The following is a 17,300-nucleotide window of genomic DNA, read 5'->3' on the forward strand; positions in this document are numbered from 1 at the left end:
TTCTATAAATTTAAATTTAATTTCATATGATATCTTAGCTTTTCTTCCCATAAAAATTGCTCCCTCTATAGTAATGATAGTTTTATTATTTTAACTGTCTACTATAAAGGGAGCATATCAATGCACATTCATCTGCTATTTTATTATTTTTTATTGAGAAGCTAGAAAGAAAAAGTTTATTTTTTATTTAAAGATAGTCTTTTAGAAGAAGAGAATAAGATAATTGATTATGAGATAGGGGGAATAGAACCTATATTAGTTTATTGGGTATATAGGAAGGAAATATCTTTGTAAAGAACAAGAATGTTAGTGGAATTATTGATTTATGTTATAATACAAGACAAAAGAAAGCTTAAAAAGTCGGGATATGAATTTTTCATGATAGTAAGATTAGGTTAACGAATTGCAATGGGAGGGTAAAAATTATGGAATGGATTGAAAGCATTAGAGAAGCTATTTCTTATATTGAAGAGAATATTACGGAGGATTTATCCGTAAATGAAATTGCAGATAAGGTAAATATTTCTCCTTTTTATTTTCAAAAAGGATTTGCAATGTTATGTGGTTATTCTTTAAGTGAGTACATTAGGAGAAGAAAACTTACACTTGCCGGCAGTGAGGTTTCATCCACTAATGAAAAAATAATAGATATCGCAATAAAGTATGGATATGATTCTCCAGACAGCTTTACTAAAGCATTTATAAGGTTTCATGGAGTTACACCATCTGCTGTTCGTAAGGAAGGTGCAATGATAAAATCATTTGTTCCCCTTAAAATCAAATTTTCATTGGAAGGTGGATATATTATGGATTACAAAATAGTTGAGAAAGATAAGTTCAAGGTTATAGGAGCTTTTAAGAAATTTAAATATGATTCGGCATTTATGGAGGTACCTGCATTTTGGAATGAGCATATTTCACAAGGAAAATTAAAAGAGATATGTGGAATGTATGGTGTTAATATTGATGTAGAAATGGGTGGGGATGAATTTGAGTACCTTATTGCAGAGGATTATTCTAAAGAAAAAGAAGGAATGGAAGGATATGTAGTTAAAACAATTCCAAAGTTTACTTGGGCTATTTTCCCTTGTTATGGACCAATGCCATCATCAATTCAAGAAGTTAATAAAAAAATATTTGCAGAGTGGTTACCAAACTGTATAGACTATGAAATTGCTGCAGGGTATAATATAGAAATGTATAGTGATCCAAGTGAGTATGAAAAAGGGAATTTTGATGAAAACTACTATTGTGAAGTTTGGATTCCAGTAAAGAAAAAGTAGTTCCAAGAATAATAGATTACATTGATATAAAAATAATAAGCTGTATGTGAAAGCATATGGCTTTATTTAAAAGAATATTTAAATGAAGATTATGATAATGCTAAATTTGATATTTACATTTCATTAAAGTAATTAAGGAAGGAAGTTACAGGTATATGCATGAGGTAATATCAAAAGGAATACTATCTAGTAATAATGGAATGAATATTTATAGGGGATGTACTCATGGATGTATATATTGTGATGCACGAAGTCTTTGTTATGGAATGAATCATGTCTTTGAAAATATAGAAGTTAAAGTTAATGCACCACAGTTATTAGAGGAGGCACTTAAGAAAAAAAGGAAAAAGTGTGTTATTGGAACAGGGGCAATGAGTGACCCATATATTCAATTAGAAGAAAAGCTTCAAAATACAAGAAAATGTTTGGAGATAATTGAAAAATATGGATTTGGATTAGCAATACAAACTAAATCTAGCAGAATATTAAGAGATTTGGATTTGTTGAAAAGTATAAATAATAAATCAAAGTGTATTGTACAGATGACATTAACAACTTATGATGAAGAGTTATGTAAAATAATAGAACCTAATGTTTCTACTACTAAAGAACGATTTGAAGTGTTAAAGGTAATGAGGGATAATGATATTCCTACTGTTGTTTGGTTAACGCCTATTTTACCTTATATAAATGATACTGAAGAAAATATAAGGGGAATATTAAATTATTGTGTAGAAGCTAAAGTTAAAGGAATTATAGTATTTGGTATTGGATTAACATTAAGAGATGGAAATAGAGAGTACTATTATAAAAACTTAGATAAGAATTTTAAAGGATTAAGAGAAAAGTATATAAGTAAATATGGTAATAGTTATGAAGTAGTAAGTGAAAATCATGAAATATTAATGAAAATTATTAAAGAAACTTGTGAGAAGAATAATATTATTTGTGGAGTGGAAGAGGTTTTTAAATATATGAAAACTTTTGAAGAAAAAAATAACGAAATTCAAGTAAGTTTTGATATATAGTGTTAGTTTAATATGGTTATAATTATTATTAAGTTAAAGACAATAGAAGATTTTAATGTAGAAATAGATAAAGCTATTAGGTTTAAAGTTCCTAATAGCTTTTTATTTGGTTGCTTAATTTGTAAAATCAGTAAGGTTACCAATATCAAAATTACCATTACCAGAAAGACCGCTAATTAGCCCAGCAATGTTAGAGTTAGAAAAGTTGGAGTTAGAAAGTGTATTAGAACTAAAGTTGCTATTATTAAAGATACTATTGTTAGATCCGCTATCATTACACCAACCAGTATTAAATCCACTACAGCGATATATATTGTTATAGTCTCCGAAAAAGCTACCTGGACCAAAGCCGCCGCCACCAAATATTAATAAAATTGCTAGTATATAAAAAAAGGAGTTACCAAAGCCTAATACACCATTGCTGTAGCCTTCACAAGGGTTACAGCAGTTGTTATTACAGCAAGATGATTCTTTATTACAATAATGTCTTGACATGTATCTCATCTCCTATCATTAGATTGTATAATATATAATATTTAGAAAATGAGAGTTTGTTTAAGTTAAATAAAAATATTTTTTATATGGAACCTTAGAGAATTATAAAATTAAAAATTTAGCTATATAGAACATAGCAGTAGAAACACGGAAAGGATATGTAAAAATAAAATTATTAATTAATAAGTAAATGTATATAAATATATATATGAATGTTAAGGTTAGTTGATAGAAAGTAATTAATAATTTTAATAAGATAAATATAGGAGGTATGAAAAGTATGATTAGTAGGAATTTGAAGAGTCTAAGAAAAAAGAATCAATATACGCAAGAGGAAATAGCTGAGAAGATTAATGTTTCTAGACAATCGGTAGCAAAATGGGAAAATTGAGAATCTAATCCAGATATAGAGAGTTGTATAAAGCTTGCAAATTTATATAACGTTAAATTAGATGATTTAGTTAATCACTCAGAAGAAGAAACAGGAATTGGAGTACCACCTAAAGGAAAGTTCTTCTTTGGATCTGTTGTAGTTGGAGAAAGGGGTCAAATTGTGATTCCAAAGGAAGCAAGAATTGTATTTAATATAAATGCAGGTGATAAATTATTGATACTAGGAGATGAGGAAAGAGGCCTTGGAATTGTTCATCAACGTGATTTAATAAATTTCGTGGGAAATATGGGATTAGCCATGAAGGATGAATAAGTTAAACCATATAAAGGATGGTGAAAGATATGAGTAAAATAGTTTTTTTCTGTATTCCTGCACATGGACATACTAATCCAACAATAGAAGTGATTAGAGAGTTAGTAGCTAGAGGAAATGAAGTAGTATATTATTCATTTAAAGAGTTTAAAGACAAAATTGAATCTGCAGGTGCAAAATGTATTTGTTGTGATAAATATTTACCAGAACTTAGACCAGAAGATGAGAAGAAAGTAGGAAAGGATTTTCCAGCTTTAATAGAAATGATTGTAGACACTACTTTAGCTTTAGATAAAAAGGTTTGTGATGATCTTGATGTATTTAAACCAGATTGTATTGTATCAGATTCGTTAAGTTTTTGGGGAAAATTATTTGCACAAAAATTAAATATTCCATATATATGCTCTACAACAACATTTGCTTTTAATGAGCATACAGCAAGGATGATGAAGCAAGGTTTAAATGAAATAATGCGTATGATTTTTGGAATGGGAAGGATTAATAAAAAAATAGAGCTTTTAAGAAAGCAAGGATATGATGTAAAGAATTTTATTTCTATTGTTAACAATGATAATGATACAAATACTATTGTATATACATCAAAAGAATTTCAACCTATGGTAGAGACTTTTTCTAATAAGTATTATTTTGTAGGGCCATCTGTAGCTAATACTATAGTTGAGATTAAGGAAAGAAATAGGAAGAGAATATATATTTCGCTTGGGACAGTTAATAACAAAAATATTAAATTTTATAAAAATTGCATAAAGGCATTTAAAGATACTAGTTTTGATGTAATCATGTCTATAGGGAATAGTACTAATATTAAAAATTTAGGAAATATACCTAGTAACTTTAAGATTGAAAATTCTGTTGAACAAATTAAAGTGCTTCAAGAAACAGATATATTTATTACTCATTGTGGAATGAATAGTATTAATGAGAGTTTATATTATGGAATTCCCATGGTGCTATTTCCACAACATTCAGAACAAAAAATGGTAGCAGAGAGAGTTGAGAAGTTGGGGGCAGGAGTTATGTTAAAAAAAGATAAGCCAGAATATATTAAATCTGCAGTTATTAAAGTTATTAACAGTAATGAATATAAAGAAAATTCAAAGAATATATCAAAAAGTTTTCATAATGCAGGTGGAGCAAAGAGAGCAGCTGATGTAATATTAAAAATTATAGATGAAAGCAAGTAAATTAAGTTGTAGTTTTAGACAGTATGTAAAAAAATATATATAATAACATACTGTCTTTTTATTTCAACTTAATAGGTAATTTAAATTTTTCCTATTTTATTTTCATAAGAATATATCCAAAACGATTGTAAAAATAATATAAAGCTACAAATCCACACAGCTTTAACACTTAAAGCAAGAGATATTAAAGTTCCGGGAATAGCACCAATTGCAAAAGAAAAAGTAAGAACTGTAAAAGTGATTAATTTTTTAAAAGATTCCTTATTTTCTATATCTAATGCATCAAATAAAAACAACCCAACACTTCTAATATTTCCGGTACATATTGTTGTATTGAATGGAACACCAAGACATGTTCTAAATAAGCATAATTGATATCCCATAAAAAAAGAAACAAGATTCGTAACTATAATATCTGGAAAAGAAGTAGGAAGCAATCCTATTATAAATAATGAAATTGCTTCTAATATAAGGGCAAACTTTCTCCAGTCTCCTTTAAAGTTAAAATTTATAAGTATAGTTTCAATTAATTTGCTAAATGCAGCACCTAATATACAAGTTAAGATTGGAATAAAATAATGTAGTGCCTCTAGCCATTCTCCAAGTGCAATATTAATTCCAAATTTAGACATATTGGCAGTGTGCATATTAGCCAATGTATTATTTCTTGTGATGTAGGTGTAGCCATTCATATATCCTCCAACAAAAGTTATTATCATTATAAATAATGGCCTTTCAAATGGAGGTGTTTTGTGTGTTTTATGATTATTATTTTTCATATAAATTCACCTTTAAGATCTAAGTATTTCTATCAATGACGTATATAGTATGCCCTATATCAGAAAAATATCTTTAGTATTTATACACTAATATCATTATTTTTATCAATGAAAATAGTATATAATAAGATGTAAGACTAATGTATATAGAAATGAGGACAAAGGATGGCTAAGAAGAAACGTAAAAACAATACAAAAAAACCAATGGTAAAAAAAGAAAATAATATTAAAGAAAAAGGTCCTTTTAAGACATTTATAAGTAAGAAATATGTAAAAATTACATTGCATATTATTACAGCAATAGTTTGGGTATTATTTTTAATAGATTTTTCAAGTTTTAAAAGGCTAGGAACATTTCCTAATGCAATATTATCAATTTTAGCATTAGCAACATTACTTTTAGAATGGGAAGTTATAAATGGTAAATAATATACATTTTAATTGTAAGTATAATATAAGTTTTTTAGGTTAATGAAAATGGTGAGGTTATAAATATGGATTATGTTAAATACATAAGAAAAAAAGTAGGTCATGATTCAATAAACTTAACAGGTGTAAATGTATTAATAATAAATGAAAATAATCAAATATTATTACAAAAGAGGGGAACATTTCCTTATAAGTGGGGATTAATAGGCGGAATTACGGAACTAGGTGAATCACTTGAAGCAACTGCAATTAGAGAAGCAAAAGAAGAAACTGGTTTAGATATAAATGAATTAAGGCTTTTAGGAACAACTTCGGGAAAAAATTGTTTTATTGAATTTCCACATGGAGATAAGGCATTTTTTATAACAATAGGATATGTATGTAAAAGTTATAGTGGTAAATTAAGTATAGATAATTTTGAAACTAAAGATTTACGTTTTTTTGGTTATAATGAGTTACCAGAAAATATACCTAGAAGTCATAAGGTATTTATAGAACAATATTACAATTTATAAATAGTTATAAATATAAGTTATTAGGAAAACAAGCCTAATAACTTTTTTTATTATGATTCTTTCATAAATATAGGTGATAAATTCTTGTAGAGGTATAGAAAATCCAAAAGAGAAATGAAGTGAATTTTATAGGTAACATATGATAAAAAAATGTTTAATTTAAATTTTAATTACATTAAAGAATATATTATACTATAAGTTATATAATTAAAGAGTTTATTGTATAATACGAGAGAAATTTTAAAAATAAGTTCAATATAAGCAAATTTATGTGAGAAAATTGTAGAAAAATGAAGAAAAAGACAGGAGGTGTTTATAAAGTAATTAAATGAATTTTTATATACAATTTATATCATATATAGTTTTTATAATACTAGATGTATTATTTTATAATGTTTATGTGGACTTAATATAAATTATATTAACTTAAAATAGGGGAAAGGTGTGAAGTGATAAGAAGAGAATTTGGTGAAAAGTATATGTAGAAAGTATAAAACTATATCAGATTAAGGAGGAAGGGATACTAATGAAAAAAGTGATAACAGGAACACTGATAACTGCTATGATTTCAAATAATGTTGCTTATTGTGATATTAGGCAAGGCGAATTATCGGATAAAAATTAAACTGTAGAAATAACACAATCTATAGATAATGAAACTGAAGCAAATCATGAAAGTGGATTAGAAGAGATAAATAAAGATTCTGAAGTAATCCAACCAAATGAAGAGATAGCTGAAGTTAATCCGGAAACTGAATCCATAGGAAAAGAAGAGCATATATCAGATGCTAATGAAGATACTCAATTAACCAAGCTAATGTAGGAATTGACTTAGATGGATCTACTGTAGAAATGGAAAATATAAAAAGTGAAAACCATAAATATAGTGGAATAAGAGTGAAAAATGGCTCAACTCTTACATTAAAAGGAACAAATACTCATAAAAATGATAAAGTAGATGTTCAAAATATAACAAAAACTGGAGAAAATCCTAATAAGATAGATGATGTTGAAAAGCAATATCTTGAAATTGGTACAACACAGAGTGACTCAAATACAACTTCAGGAGTAGTAACAACTACAACAACAAATTATAGGGCTAAGGTTGTAAATGTAGAAACTTTTGATGAACTAAAAAATGCTATAACAGTGGCAAATTCAGTTGTAAATATAACTAAAGATATAACTTTAACTGATAATTTAAATATAATAAAAGAAAATATAACTATTAATGGTAATGGAAATAAACTTGATTTAAATAATACTACAAATAAGGTAGTAGTTAAATCAACAGCAACAGGTACTGTATTAAATAATCTAAAGGTTGTAAATTATGAACAAATAGGAATAGCAGTAGATAATGCTAAAGATGTAACTTTAGATACTGTAGAGGTTATTGGTACACCTAATAAAAGTACAGTAGGAATAGATTTAGCAGGTGCTACGGTAAAAATTAATAATATAAAAAGTGAAAATCATAAAGAGGCTGGAATAAGAGTAAGAAAGCAATCAACAGTTACATTTGAAGGAAGAAATGTTCATAAAAATGATAAATTTGCAGTTAAAGATGTTGTTTTAAACACAGAAGGTGAAAACAAAATTTTAGGTGTTACTGAGCAATATATTCAAACATCTGAAACAACAGAAACAGATAAGAAAAATACATTTTATAGTTTTAGAGAAATTATAAATGTAAATAACTTCACAGAATTAGAGGCCGCAGTAGCAGTAGATAACTCAATTATAAATATAAAATCAGATATTAAATTAGATGAAGAATTAATAATAACAGGTAAAAATATAACATTTAATGGAGAAGGAAGAAATTTAGATTTAAGTACTGGTAAAAAGATAACAGTAAAGCAAGCAGCAGAAGGTACTAAATTAAGTGATATCAATATTAATAATTATGGGTCACAAGCTATATTCTTATATAAAACTAATAATATAACATTAGAAAATATAAACTTAACAGGTGATGGAAGTAAGAGTTTAGTGGCAATAGATCTTAATGGCTCTACTGATATAAAAATAGAAAATGTAACAAGTACAAATCATAAAACTGCTGGAATAAGGTTAGGAAGTAAGTCAAGTGTTGATTTAAATAATATAAGCCTTACAGGGGTTAAGGGTCAAAATTCAACTGGTATAGAATTATCTGATTCTAAAGCAAGAATGAATGCTATAAAAAGTAGCAATCATAGCTGCGCAATTACTTTAAAGAATGAATCTGATGTAGAGTTCGTAGGTGGAAATACTCATACTGATGATAAAGAGATAATTAAAGTTGTAGTAGCTACTGGAGAAAAACCAAGTGCAATAAAGGATGATACTAATCAATATCTTCAAACTTCTCAAGGAACTCAAGGTGGTACAGGCACACAAGAAATATATTATGGATTCTTTGAAACTAAGGAAGTAAACACGGTTGATGAGTTAATAACTGCAGTATCACAAAGTAATAGAATTATAAACTTAAATCAAGATATTGAATTAAAAGAGGAACTTCAAATATCAGGACAAAATGTAATAATAAATGGTAACAATAGAACTATTACTTTAGCTGAGGGGAAAAAGATAACAATTAAATCAACAGCAACTGGTTCTAAGATAAGTAAAGTAAAGATTAAAGGATATACATCACAGGGGTTATTAGTATATAATGCAAAAAATATAACTTTAGAAGATATAGAGTTAATAGGAGATGGTGCTAAAAGCTCAGTTGGATTAGATATTGCACTTGACTCTACTGTGAAAATTCAAAATATAATAACTTCAAATCATAAACAAAGTGGAATATTAGTAAGGGATGGAGCAGAAGTTGAGCTTTTAGGTGGTAATAAACATACAAATGATGTAGATGACCTTATAAGCTTAGTTAATAATGGTAAAAACAACAATAAAATAATAGATAAGACTAATCAATATAATAAAACAGATGAAAAGAAAGATGCTTCAGGAAACGTTAGAGAATATTATAATATCCGTAAGGTTGAAAATGTAACGACATTTGAACAATTGAAAAAAGCTGTTGAGTTAAAGAATGTAGCCATATCTATAGCTGGAGATATTACATTTACTGAAAATTTAGATATATCAAAAAGTAGTGTTACAATTTATGGTAACAATCATAAATTTGATTTAGCTAATACTTATAGCTTTAAAGTAAGTGGAAAAGATACAACATTAGAAGAAATTGAAATTACTAACTATAAAACAACTGGATTAAGTGTATATACGGCAACAAATACAACTTTGAAAAAAGTTAAGTTAACTGGTAAGAGTATAGATTTACCAAAAGAAGAAAGAAGTACAGTTGGAGTAGATATATATAAATCTACAGTTAAAATTGATGAAATATCTAGTAGTAATAACTTATATAGAGGTATTCAAGTTAGAGGCGAATCAACTGTAGAAATTTTATCTAAAAATGTTTATACTAATGATACTGTTCATATGCAAACAATAAAAGAGAAGAACGAAAAAGATAGTACAATAATAGACAATCAAGGATTATATGTACATGGAACTGAGAAAGATAGTAATGGAAAAGCTACAGTAGACTATTTCTCAAGAGTAGATGTTAATATAAAAACAGCTGAGGATTTTGTAAAAAATATAAGCAACAACGGTAATGTATTGCATATTAATAATGATATTACAATTGATGAAAATGCCTTAAGTATTTTAGGAAGTGATGTTAGTGAATTAGAAGTTAGTTCTAATATAACTATTGAAGGTCAAGGTAATGTCATTGATTTAAATAAGCTGGCAAGTATAACTCTAAAAGGAAATGATATAGTATTTAAAAGATTTAACAGTAAGAAATTCTACAGATATAGGGGTTAATATTTATAATTCACGTGATATACTTCTTGATACTGTAAATATAGAAAATTCAACTAGATACGGTATATTTGTTAATGGTAGTACGGTTAATTTAAAGGATTGTTCTACTAAAGACAACAACAGTGGAATAATGATTACAAGATCAAGAACTCTTAGAGGAGATAAAGATATAGATTCGCGTGTAGAAGTAATTGGTTCTATAAAACAAGAAGAGTCTAATATAAATGTTGGAGTTACTAACTTAGAGATGCTTGATGGACATTTCCAAAAAAATGAGTTTATTGTACCTAATGGTATATATAATAAATACGAAAATGATATGGAAGAAAAAGTTCTAAGTGAGTATTATCTTAATTTATTTGGAATAACAGGAGAAGAGCGTAATAAAAAGTATAAAGAGCAGACAACTGACTATATGATTATTCAAACAGTTATAAATGCTAAAGAAAATACTGAAGTTAAAAATCCTGATGGAACTTATGTTAGATTAGCTGGGGATGGAGTTACAGATGATACTGAAAACCTAAAGAAGCTTATAGAATATGCTGCTTCACATGGTAGAGAAATTTATTTCCCAGAAGGAATTTATAAAATAACAGACGATATTGATTTATCAACAATAAATCTTCCTGCATTATCAAACTTTACGTTAAGTGGTGATAAAGATGGACAAAGAAGAGACCATATAATATATTCTAAGGGATATAAGAACTTAAATATATATGGAAATTACTTCAAGGGTATGGAAAATGGAGCTGCTGGAGGATTAAAAATAAGAAATGGTGAAAATGCATATATAGGTTCAAATCATTTCTATGATGTACCAGTATTAACTTATATATATGGTGATTTAACTCAAGAAGAATGTATACTTTATAATACAACTATATATAATAACTTATTCCACCAAGTTACAAACTTTGGAGGACAAGGTACAGGAATATTATATTACCAAAGCTTTAGAGATGGAGATGACTTAAGTTTTAAAGTTACTAATGCTGATGGAACTACAGGAACAAATACATGGAATGATGCTTTTGGAGATGTTCAAAACTTCGTAATATATAAAAATCAGTTCTTAAGCGATGATAGAGATCAAATAACAATAAGTGGTAGAGCACAACAAGCATATAAGAATGGAAAATTTATAGCTTCTGGAAATACATATGTTGAAAAAGATATTACAGTTGGATATAATTCAGGCAATCTTACTTTAACAGAATCAACAGAAGATTATGCATTATCAAAAGTAAATGATGGATATTCAAAATACAAAGATGTAGAAATTCCATTAGCTCCTGCAACTGTTGATTATAAATATTTAAATGAAGAAATAAATAAAGCAAATTCATTCTATGATAAAATAGTTAATGAAAATCTAATTGGTATTTTAGGTGGACAATATCCAGAAGAGGCTGTTAATGAATTAAAAGATTTAATTTCAGAAACTGAAGAATTAATTAAAACAAACTCATTAAATCAATGGGAGACCAATAGTAGATTAACACTTATTCAAGAAACTTTAGAAAAGTTAAAGGCAAGTGTAAATGATAAAGGTGAATCTCCTGTAGTTGATGAAATTACTAATATTACAATTGAAGTAGGAAATACTTTTGACCCAATGGATGGAATTGTAATTACAGATGATCGTGATACTATAGATGATTTGAAAGTTAATGTTGATTTAGGAAACTTTGACAACAATACTCCAGGTAAATATATAATTAAATATACTGTTGAAGATAGAGATGGAAATATTACTGTAGTAGAAAGAGAAGTTACTGTAATAGGTGAAGACGAAGCTAATAAGGATGAGTCTAATAAAGATGAGTCTAATAAAGATGAAATTAAATAATATTATATATTAACAAAATGAAAATTGTAATCTATTATATAGGTTACAATTTTCTTTAATTTACATTAATAATATAAATTAAAGTTTTGATAAGTTATATTATGAGAAAAATTTATAAATTATAAGATAAAAATGAGGGATTGTTTAATGAAAATATTTAAAAGTATAATTAATATAGTCTTAACTTTAATAATAGTTATATGTGCATATAAAATAATTCATCAATTAAAAGAATATAATGATGCGGATAAAGTATATAATTTAATTAGAGAAGAAAAGGAAGAAAGTGATAATTTATTTGAAAAAAATATAAATTATAGAGGGTGGATAAAAATTGATAATACAAATATAAATTATCCAATTCTTCAAGGACAAGATAATGAAGAGTATTTATATAAAGATATAAATAATGAGTACATAGTATCAGGTTCAATATTTATGAATTATTTAAATAATGGATTTGATGATCAAAATACCGTATTATTTGGACATAACATGAAAAATGGAACTATGTTTGCAAATTTAAAAAAATATAAAGAAGAAGACTTTTTCTACAATAATAATTATATAGAAATAGAGTTAAGTAACGGTCAATATTTAAAATATAAGGTTTTTTCTGTATATATAACAGATATTAATGATAATTATACTAAAACTAGTTTTGAAGACAAAGATGAATATAAAGAATTTTTAGAGAGAATAAAAAATAAATCAATATATAAATCAGATATAAGTGTCAATGAAAATGATAAAATTATAACTTTATCAACATGTTCATATGAATTTGATGATGCTAGATTGGTAGTTACAGGTAAGCTTATAGATAAAGAACAATAATTTACTAATCTTATTTTATTTTGAAAGATTTAAAAGTATTGATAAAGTTATATATGAGAAAATTTATATAAATAAAGCTATTGATGAAAATCAATAGCTTTTAATAGTTTAGTCTAAATTTTTACCTGTAAATGCTAATGGTAAAAGTTCGTCTAATGTATATTCTAAATAGTCTTCAGTACTTTTTGCAATAATTACTTTAAAGTTTTTTAAGTCACAAAACTCAGCCATAACCTGTCTGCAAACAGCACAAGGGGCACAGTAATCACCATCTCCAGGTTTAATACCAGCTTTGTTTCCTACAATAGCAATAGCGGTAAAGTCCTTTTGTCCTTCTGAAATTGCTTTGAAGAAAGCTGTTCTTTCAGCACAGTTTGTAGGGGTAAATGCAGCATTTTCTATATTGCAGCCTTGATAAATTTCACCATTACCACAAAGTAAAGCAGCACCTACATTAAAATTAGAATATGGTGTATAACAATATTTTTGAGCATCAAATGCTTTTTCTATTAATAATTTTCTATCTATCATAGTTACCTCCTGTTTTTTTATTAAAAATACCTACTAAATTATTATTAGGATTAGGTGAGAAAATTATATCAACAAGATTATTTATGTCATTTACCTTAATAAATCCTTTGTTATATTCAACAATATTTTCATTGGCTAACTCTTTAATAATTCTATTAACACTTCTAATGTTTGAACCAACACTTTCTACTAGTATATCCTTATGTACAGTATTTAAATTGTGATCATTTAAAAATTTCCATAAAAAGAATAATACTCTATCTTTTAAATTATAGGCCACATTTGCTTTACTATTAATAGAAGTATGATACATTTTTTCGGAAAGTTTTATGTGTACATATAAAGAAAAATCACTATCATATTTAATCCATTCTAAAAAAGATTCTTTAGAAATTTTAATAGCTTCACAAGGTTCAATTGCTTCTACATAATTTAATATAGGTTTATCAGCAAATATTTCTAGTTCTCCAAATAGCTCATTTTCACAATAAGTTCTTTCAAGATATTTAACACCAGTAGGTGTTAGTGAATAAACTTTGACTTTTCCTTTTTTTATTATATATACCGAGTCAGCAATTTCATTTTGTATAAGAATTTTATCAAAAGTATTAAACTTTATGTTTATAAATTTACTTTTTATATAACTAGGACAAGTATCTAAAAAATAAGGTAAGTTGTTCATTTTAATTCTCCTTAGTAAGTAAGTTAAATAAAGTAAATTAATTATATCATATTAATTAATTTAAAGAAGTTACAAGAAAAAATCAAGGACAAATGTCCAAGAGTATTTAAAGGAGCTTTGTGAAATTAATAATATTATTAAGATGTAAAATATATTTAAAATATAGATAATGTTTAAAAAGGGGAGAGTTTTTTTTGTGAAATATAATAAGAGGGATAGATGAAATAAAATCATAGTAGATAGTTAAATAATGTTATAATTAGAATAAATTAAATGTTGAAAAGGTGATGATATTTTGAAAATAGGAAATTCTGAGTTAATAAGAAATATTGATAATTATTGTATAAATGATTTGGGCATTCCTTCAATTGTTCTTATGGAAAATGCAGCATTGAAGGTTATTAAAAATATAGATTTTCAAAAGTTTAAATCATTTACTATAGTCTGCGGAACAGGAAATAATGGGGGAGATGGCCTTGCTGTTGCACGCCAACTTTTTAGCATGAATATGAAAATAGATGTTTTTATAGTAGGAAATCATTCTATGAGTAAGGATTGCTTTGCAAATTATAATATTTTAAAAAATATAGGAATTGATATAAAGCATATTATTACCTGTGAGGATATGATAAATTTAAGGGAAGCATTATTAGAAAATGATATGGCTATTGATGCAATCTTTGGAGTAGGTTTAACTAGGAAAATAGAAGGCATCTATGAGGAAGTTATTAAAAGTATAAATAAGAGTAATTCATATATAATGGCTATAGATATACCTTCAGGAATGAAATGTGATAGCTTTGGTATTTTAGGAACTTCTATCGAAGCAAATAAAACTATTTCTTTTGAAGTTTACAAAAAAGGTTTTTTAGATTATGAAGGTGAAAAGTATATAGGTACTATAATAGTTGAAAAAATAGGTGTACCAGAATATGTAGTTAATAAATTTCACCATAAGGAGTATTTAACAGAAATAGGTGATGTAAAAAATATTATAAAAAAGAGAAATAAGTGTGCACATAAAGGTGATTTTGGGAGAATTACTATTATGGCAGGATCTGAAAATTTTACAGGAGCAGCATATATTTCAACAGAGGCAGCAGTAAGAAGTGGGGCAGGGCTTGTTACTCTTTGTACAAAGAAATCTATATTAGATATTTTAAAAAGTAAGTTAGTAGAAGCTATGTCAATGTCTTATGAGGATATTGCATTTGAAGGTGTTATATCAAATAGTGATAGTATAGCAATAGGACCAGGAATGGGAAATAATGAATTGACATTAAAGTGTGTAAAAAATATTCTATCTAAAAATGGGTGCCCTGTAGTTCTTGATGCTGATGCATTAAATGTACTTAAAGGTAATTTAGAATTATTAAAGAATAGTAAAAGAAAGATTATAATAACACCTCATATGGGAGAAATGTCTAGACTTACTGGTGTTGATGTTGAAAGTTTAATTGAAAATAGAATAGGTATTGCTGTTAATTTTGCTAAAGAATATAAGGTGATAGTATTGCTAAAAGGATATAATACTATAATTACTGATGGTAATGAAGTTTATGTAAATTCAACAGGTAATAGTAAGATGGCTTCAGGTGGAATGGGAGATACTCTTACAGGAATTATTGCTTCTTTTATAGGGCAAGGGTATGAACCTTTTAAAGCTACAATAGTATCAGCATATATTCATGGATATTGTGGTGATATACTTTCAAAAGAGATGTTTTGCGTTAATGCTTCACATGTTATAGAAAAAATTCCGTATGTAGTTGAATACCTTGTAAAATAAGTTATTGGTAATGAAATTCATAAGATTTTAAAAAGTCAAAATTGTGATTTAATTAGTATAGTGTGCTTAATAATACACATAATAAACTCATATATAGTCAATTTATATAGTAAATAAAAATGAGGTGTAAATATGTGTACAGCATTAAGTATAAAATCAGATGAAGGAAAATATTTTTTTGGAAGAAATATGGATTTGGCTTATACCTTTAATCAAGCAGTCATGATAATACCAAAAAGTTTTCAATTTAAAGATAAAGTTACAGGAAATATGATAACTAATAATCGTGCAATAATTGGTATGGGAACAGTTATTGATAATCATCCTACAATAGCTGATGGTATGAATGAAAATGGATTAGCTTGTGCTGGTTTAAATTTTGCAGGCTATGCTTATTGGGAAAAGGAGCCTGTTGAAGGAAAAACTAATATTGGTCCCTATGACTTTATTCAATGGGTATTATCTAATCATGATACTATAGAGGAAGTTAAGAAGGATATTGAAAATATAGAATTAGTTGATATTCCTCTTAATGAAAAAACTCCTTGTCCAACACTACATTGGATGATAAGTGATAAAACAGGAAAGTCTATTGTAGTTGAAAAAACTAAAAATAAATTTGCTTTTTATGATAATACTGTTGGAGTAATGACTAACAATCCAACATTTGATTGGCACTTAACAAATTTAAATGAATATTTATATCTTACTCCAAATTATCCTAATGATACTAAATGGAGTGATCAAGAGTTAACTCCTTTAGGAATAGGTGCAGGAAGTTTAGGAATACCTGGTGACTTTGCTCCAGCTTCAAGATTTGTAAGAATTGCTTATATTAGAGCACATATGACTTCAGTAAAAAATGATATTCAAGCAGTTACTCAATTTTTCCATATGCTTGATTATGTAAAAATGGTAAAGGGCGGTGTTATAACTAAAGATGGATTAGAGGACTTAACATTATATTCTTCTTGTATGGATCAACAAGAAGGTATTTATTATTATAAATCTTATGATAATAATAGAATAAGTGCAGTTGATATGAAGAAAGAAAAATTAGAAGGTAAAGAATTGAAAATATTCCCATATCCAACAACTCAAGATATAAATTATCAAAATTAAAATATAATTAATCAATACTTATGTAATTAAATCTAAACAAGCTACTATAGCCTAAGGAAAGGATTTATTAAATAGATGAATAAGTATAGTTAGATAAAAATAATTTATAAAATACAAGAGGGGCTGTCGCACTAAATAATTAGTGCGAGGCCCCTTTTGCAAAAAAAAAATAAATCCCAGACTCTATAAGCCTAG

At 26.9% G+C, this 17,300-nt stretch carries 16 protein-coding genes and 1 pseudogene; 13 read left to right on the top strand and 4 right to left on the bottom strand.

What is annotated here, in order from left to right:
- Window positions 1-425 precede the first annotated feature (425 nt).
- Together ABUA17_RS16605 and ABUA17_RS16610 are read left to right on the top strand one after the other, a co-directional pair.
- Window positions 426-1,283, top strand: coding sequence for an AraC family transcriptional regulator (locus ABUA17_RS16605; protein ID WP_042402414.1), 858 nt, complete (start codon window positions 426-428; stop codon window positions 1,281-1,283).
- Between the two features lie 155 nt (window positions 1,284-1,438).
- Window positions 1,439-2,311: an SPL family radical SAM protein gene (locus ABUA17_RS16610; protein ID WP_042402417.1), complete on the top strand. Its 873-nt coding sequence runs from the start codon at window positions 1,439-1,441 to the stop codon at window positions 2,309-2,311.
- A gap of 114 nt (window positions 2,312-2,425) precedes the next feature.
- Here ABUA17_RS16610 and ABUA17_RS16615 read toward each other — a convergent pair whose 3' ends face one another.
- Entirely contained in the window at window positions 2,426-2,806 is a 381-nt protein-coding gene (locus tag ABUA17_RS16615) for a hypothetical protein (protein WP_042402421.1), read from the bottom strand.
- 280 nt (window positions 2,807-3,086) lie between these two features.
- Here ABUA17_RS16615 and ABUA17_RS16620 point away from each other — a divergent pair, with 280 nt between their 5' ends.
- The 3 genes from ABUA17_RS16620 to ABUA17_RS16630 all read left to right on the top strand — a co-directional run bounded on the left by ABUA17_RS16620 (window position 3,087) and on the right by ABUA17_RS16630 (window position 4,717).
- Window positions 3,087-3,197: a helix-turn-helix transcriptional regulator gene (locus ABUA17_RS16620; RefSeq protein ID WP_347372451.1), complete on the top strand. Its 111-nt coding sequence runs from the start codon at window positions 3,087-3,089 to the stop codon at window positions 3,195-3,197.
- Between the two features lie 96 nt (window positions 3,198-3,293).
- Window positions 3,294-3,512 carry an AbrB/MazE/SpoVT family DNA-binding domain-containing protein gene (locus ABUA17_RS16625; RefSeq protein ID WP_347372454.1) on the top strand — a complete coding sequence of 73 codons (219 nt, stop codon included), beginning with the start codon at window positions 3,294-3,296 and terminating at the stop codon, window positions 3,510-3,512.
- A 29-nt stretch (window positions 3,513-3,541) separates the two neighbouring features.
- On the top strand, window positions 3,542-4,717 hold the full coding sequence (locus tag ABUA17_RS16630) for a macrolide family glycosyltransferase (RefSeq protein WP_195951293.1): 1,176 nt from the start codon (window positions 3,542-3,544) through the stop codon (window positions 4,715-4,717).
- A gap of 80 nt (window positions 4,718-4,797) precedes the next feature.
- Here ABUA17_RS16630 and ABUA17_RS16635 read toward each other — a convergent pair whose 3' ends face one another.
- Window positions 4,798-5,496 (bottom strand): YoaK family protein, encoded by a 699-nt coding sequence (locus ABUA17_RS16635; protein WP_042402432.1) that lies wholly within the window; start codon window positions 5,494-5,496, stop codon window positions 4,798-4,800.
- A gap of 165 nt (window positions 5,497-5,661) precedes the next feature.
- Here ABUA17_RS16635 and ABUA17_RS16640 point away from each other — a divergent pair, with 165 nt between their 5' ends.
- The 6 genes and pseudogenes from ABUA17_RS16640 to srtB all read left to right on the top strand — a co-directional run bounded on the left by ABUA17_RS16640 (window position 5,662) and on the right by srtB (window position 12,981).
- Window positions 5,662-5,925: a hypothetical protein gene (locus ABUA17_RS16640; RefSeq protein WP_042402435.1), complete on the top strand. Its 264-nt coding sequence runs from the start codon at window positions 5,662-5,664 to the stop codon at window positions 5,923-5,925.
- Between the two features lie 65 nt (window positions 5,926-5,990).
- On the top strand, window positions 5,991-6,440 hold the full coding sequence (locus tag ABUA17_RS16645) for an NUDIX hydrolase (protein ID WP_042402438.1): 450 nt from the start codon (window positions 5,991-5,993) through the stop codon (window positions 6,438-6,440).
- Between the two features lie 852 nt (window positions 6,441-7,292).
- Entirely contained in the window at window positions 7,293-10,289 is a 2,997-nt protein-coding gene (locus ABUA17_RS16650) for a pectate lyase-like adhesive domain-containing protein (RefSeq protein ID WP_195951294.1), read from the top strand.
- 19 nt (window positions 10,290-10,308) lie between these two features.
- Window positions 10,309-10,380: pseudogene (locus tag ABUA17_RS16655) on the top strand (hypothetical protein); the annotation flags it as partial.
- Between the two features lie 39 nt (window positions 10,381-10,419).
- Complete coding sequence (locus tag ABUA17_RS16660) at window positions 10,420-12,144, top strand: immunoglobulin-like domain-containing protein (RefSeq protein ID WP_195952341.1); 1,725 nt, start codon at window positions 10,420-10,422, stop codon at window positions 12,142-12,144.
- Between the two features lie 147 nt (window positions 12,145-12,291).
- Window positions 12,292-12,981 (top strand): class B sortase, encoded by a 690-nt coding sequence (srtB, locus tag ABUA17_RS16665; protein ID WP_195951296.1) that lies wholly within the window; start codon window positions 12,292-12,294, stop codon window positions 12,979-12,981.
- 108 nt (window positions 12,982-13,089) lie between these two features.
- Here the strand turns inward: srtB and ABUA17_RS16670 are convergent, their stop codons facing one another.
- Both ABUA17_RS16670 and ABUA17_RS16675 read right to left on the bottom strand, forming a co-directional pair.
- Window positions 13,090-13,512, bottom strand: coding sequence for a cytidine deaminase (locus ABUA17_RS16670; protein WP_042395241.1), 423 nt, complete (start codon window positions 13,510-13,512; stop codon window positions 13,090-13,092).
- A complete protein-coding gene (locus ABUA17_RS16675) occupies window positions 13,502-14,194 on the bottom strand; it encodes a Crp/Fnr family transcriptional regulator (RefSeq protein WP_055291450.1) in 693 nt (230 codons plus the stop codon). Before ABUA17_RS16675 ends, ABUA17_RS16670 begins: the two co-directional genes overlap by 11 nt.
- A gap of 295 nt (window positions 14,195-14,489) precedes the next feature.
- On the opposite strand from ABUA17_RS16675, the gene ABUA17_RS16680 reads away from it, so the two are divergent.
- Together ABUA17_RS16680 and bsh are read left to right on the top strand one after the other, a co-directional pair.
- On the top strand, window positions 14,490-15,983 hold the full coding sequence (locus ABUA17_RS16680; RefSeq protein WP_195951297.1) for an NAD(P)H-hydrate dehydratase: 1,494 nt from the start codon (window positions 14,490-14,492) through the stop codon (window positions 15,981-15,983).
- Window positions 15,984-16,115: 132 nt separating this feature from the next.
- Complete coding sequence (bsh, locus tag ABUA17_RS16685) at window positions 16,116-17,105, top strand: choloylglycine hydrolase (RefSeq protein ID WP_042395251.1); 990 nt, start codon at window positions 16,116-16,118, stop codon at window positions 17,103-17,105.
- Window positions 17,106-17,300 lie beyond the last annotated feature (195 nt).

This window comes from Clostridium sp. RTP31139st1_H3_RTP31139_211217, assembly GCF_040227035.1.
Classification (GTDB): Bacteria; Bacillota; Clostridia; order Clostridiales; family Clostridiaceae; genus Clostridium; species Clostridium saudiense.

Bases quoted from the DNA above. Each gene is read 5' to 3' on its own strand.
- ABUA17_RS16605 (WP_042402414.1), top strand. From the start codon at position 426: ATGGAATGGATTGAAAGCATTAGAGAAGCTATTTCTTATATTGAAGAG.
- ABUA17_RS16610 (WP_042402417.1), top strand. From the start codon at position 1,439: ATGCATGAGGTAATATCAAAAGGAATACTATCTAGTAATAATGGAATG.
- ABUA17_RS16615 (WP_042402421.1), bottom strand. From the start codon at position 2,806: ATGTCAAGACATTATTGTAATAAAGAATCATCTTGCTGTAATAACAAC.
- ABUA17_RS16620 (WP_347372451.1), top strand. From the start codon at position 3,087: ATGATTAGTAGGAATTTGAAGAGTCTAAGAAAAAAGAATCAATATACG.
- ABUA17_RS16630 (WP_195951293.1), top strand. From the start codon at position 3,542: ATGAGTAAAATAGTTTTTTTCTGTATTCCTGCACATGGACATACTAAT.
- ABUA17_RS16635 (WP_042402432.1), bottom strand. From the start codon at position 5,496: ATGAAAAATAATAATCATAAAACACACAAAACACCTCCATTTGAAAGG.
- ABUA17_RS16640 (WP_042402435.1), top strand. From the start codon at position 5,662: ATGGCTAAGAAGAAACGTAAAAACAATACAAAAAAACCAATGGTAAAA.
- ABUA17_RS16645 (WP_042402438.1), top strand. From the start codon at position 5,991: ATGGATTATGTTAAATACATAAGAAAAAAAGTAGGTCATGATTCAATA.
- ABUA17_RS16650 (WP_195951294.1), top strand. From the start codon at position 7,293: ATGGAAAATATAAAAAGTGAAAACCATAAATATAGTGGAATAAGAGTG.
- ABUA17_RS16660 (WP_195952341.1), top strand. From the start codon at position 10,420: ATGATTACAAGATCAAGAACTCTTAGAGGAGATAAAGATATAGATTCG.
- srtB (WP_195951296.1), top strand. From the start codon at position 12,292: ATGAAAATATTTAAAAGTATAATTAATATAGTCTTAACTTTAATAATA.
- ABUA17_RS16670 (WP_042395241.1), bottom strand. From the start codon at position 13,512: ATGATAGATAGAAAATTATTAATAGAAAAAGCATTTGATGCTCAAAAA.
- ABUA17_RS16675 (WP_055291450.1), bottom strand. From the start codon at position 14,194: ATGAACAACTTACCTTATTTTTTAGATACTTGTCCTAGTTATATAAAA.
- bsh (WP_042395251.1), top strand. From the start codon at position 16,116: ATGTGTACAGCATTAAGTATAAAATCAGATGAAGGAAAATATTTTTTT.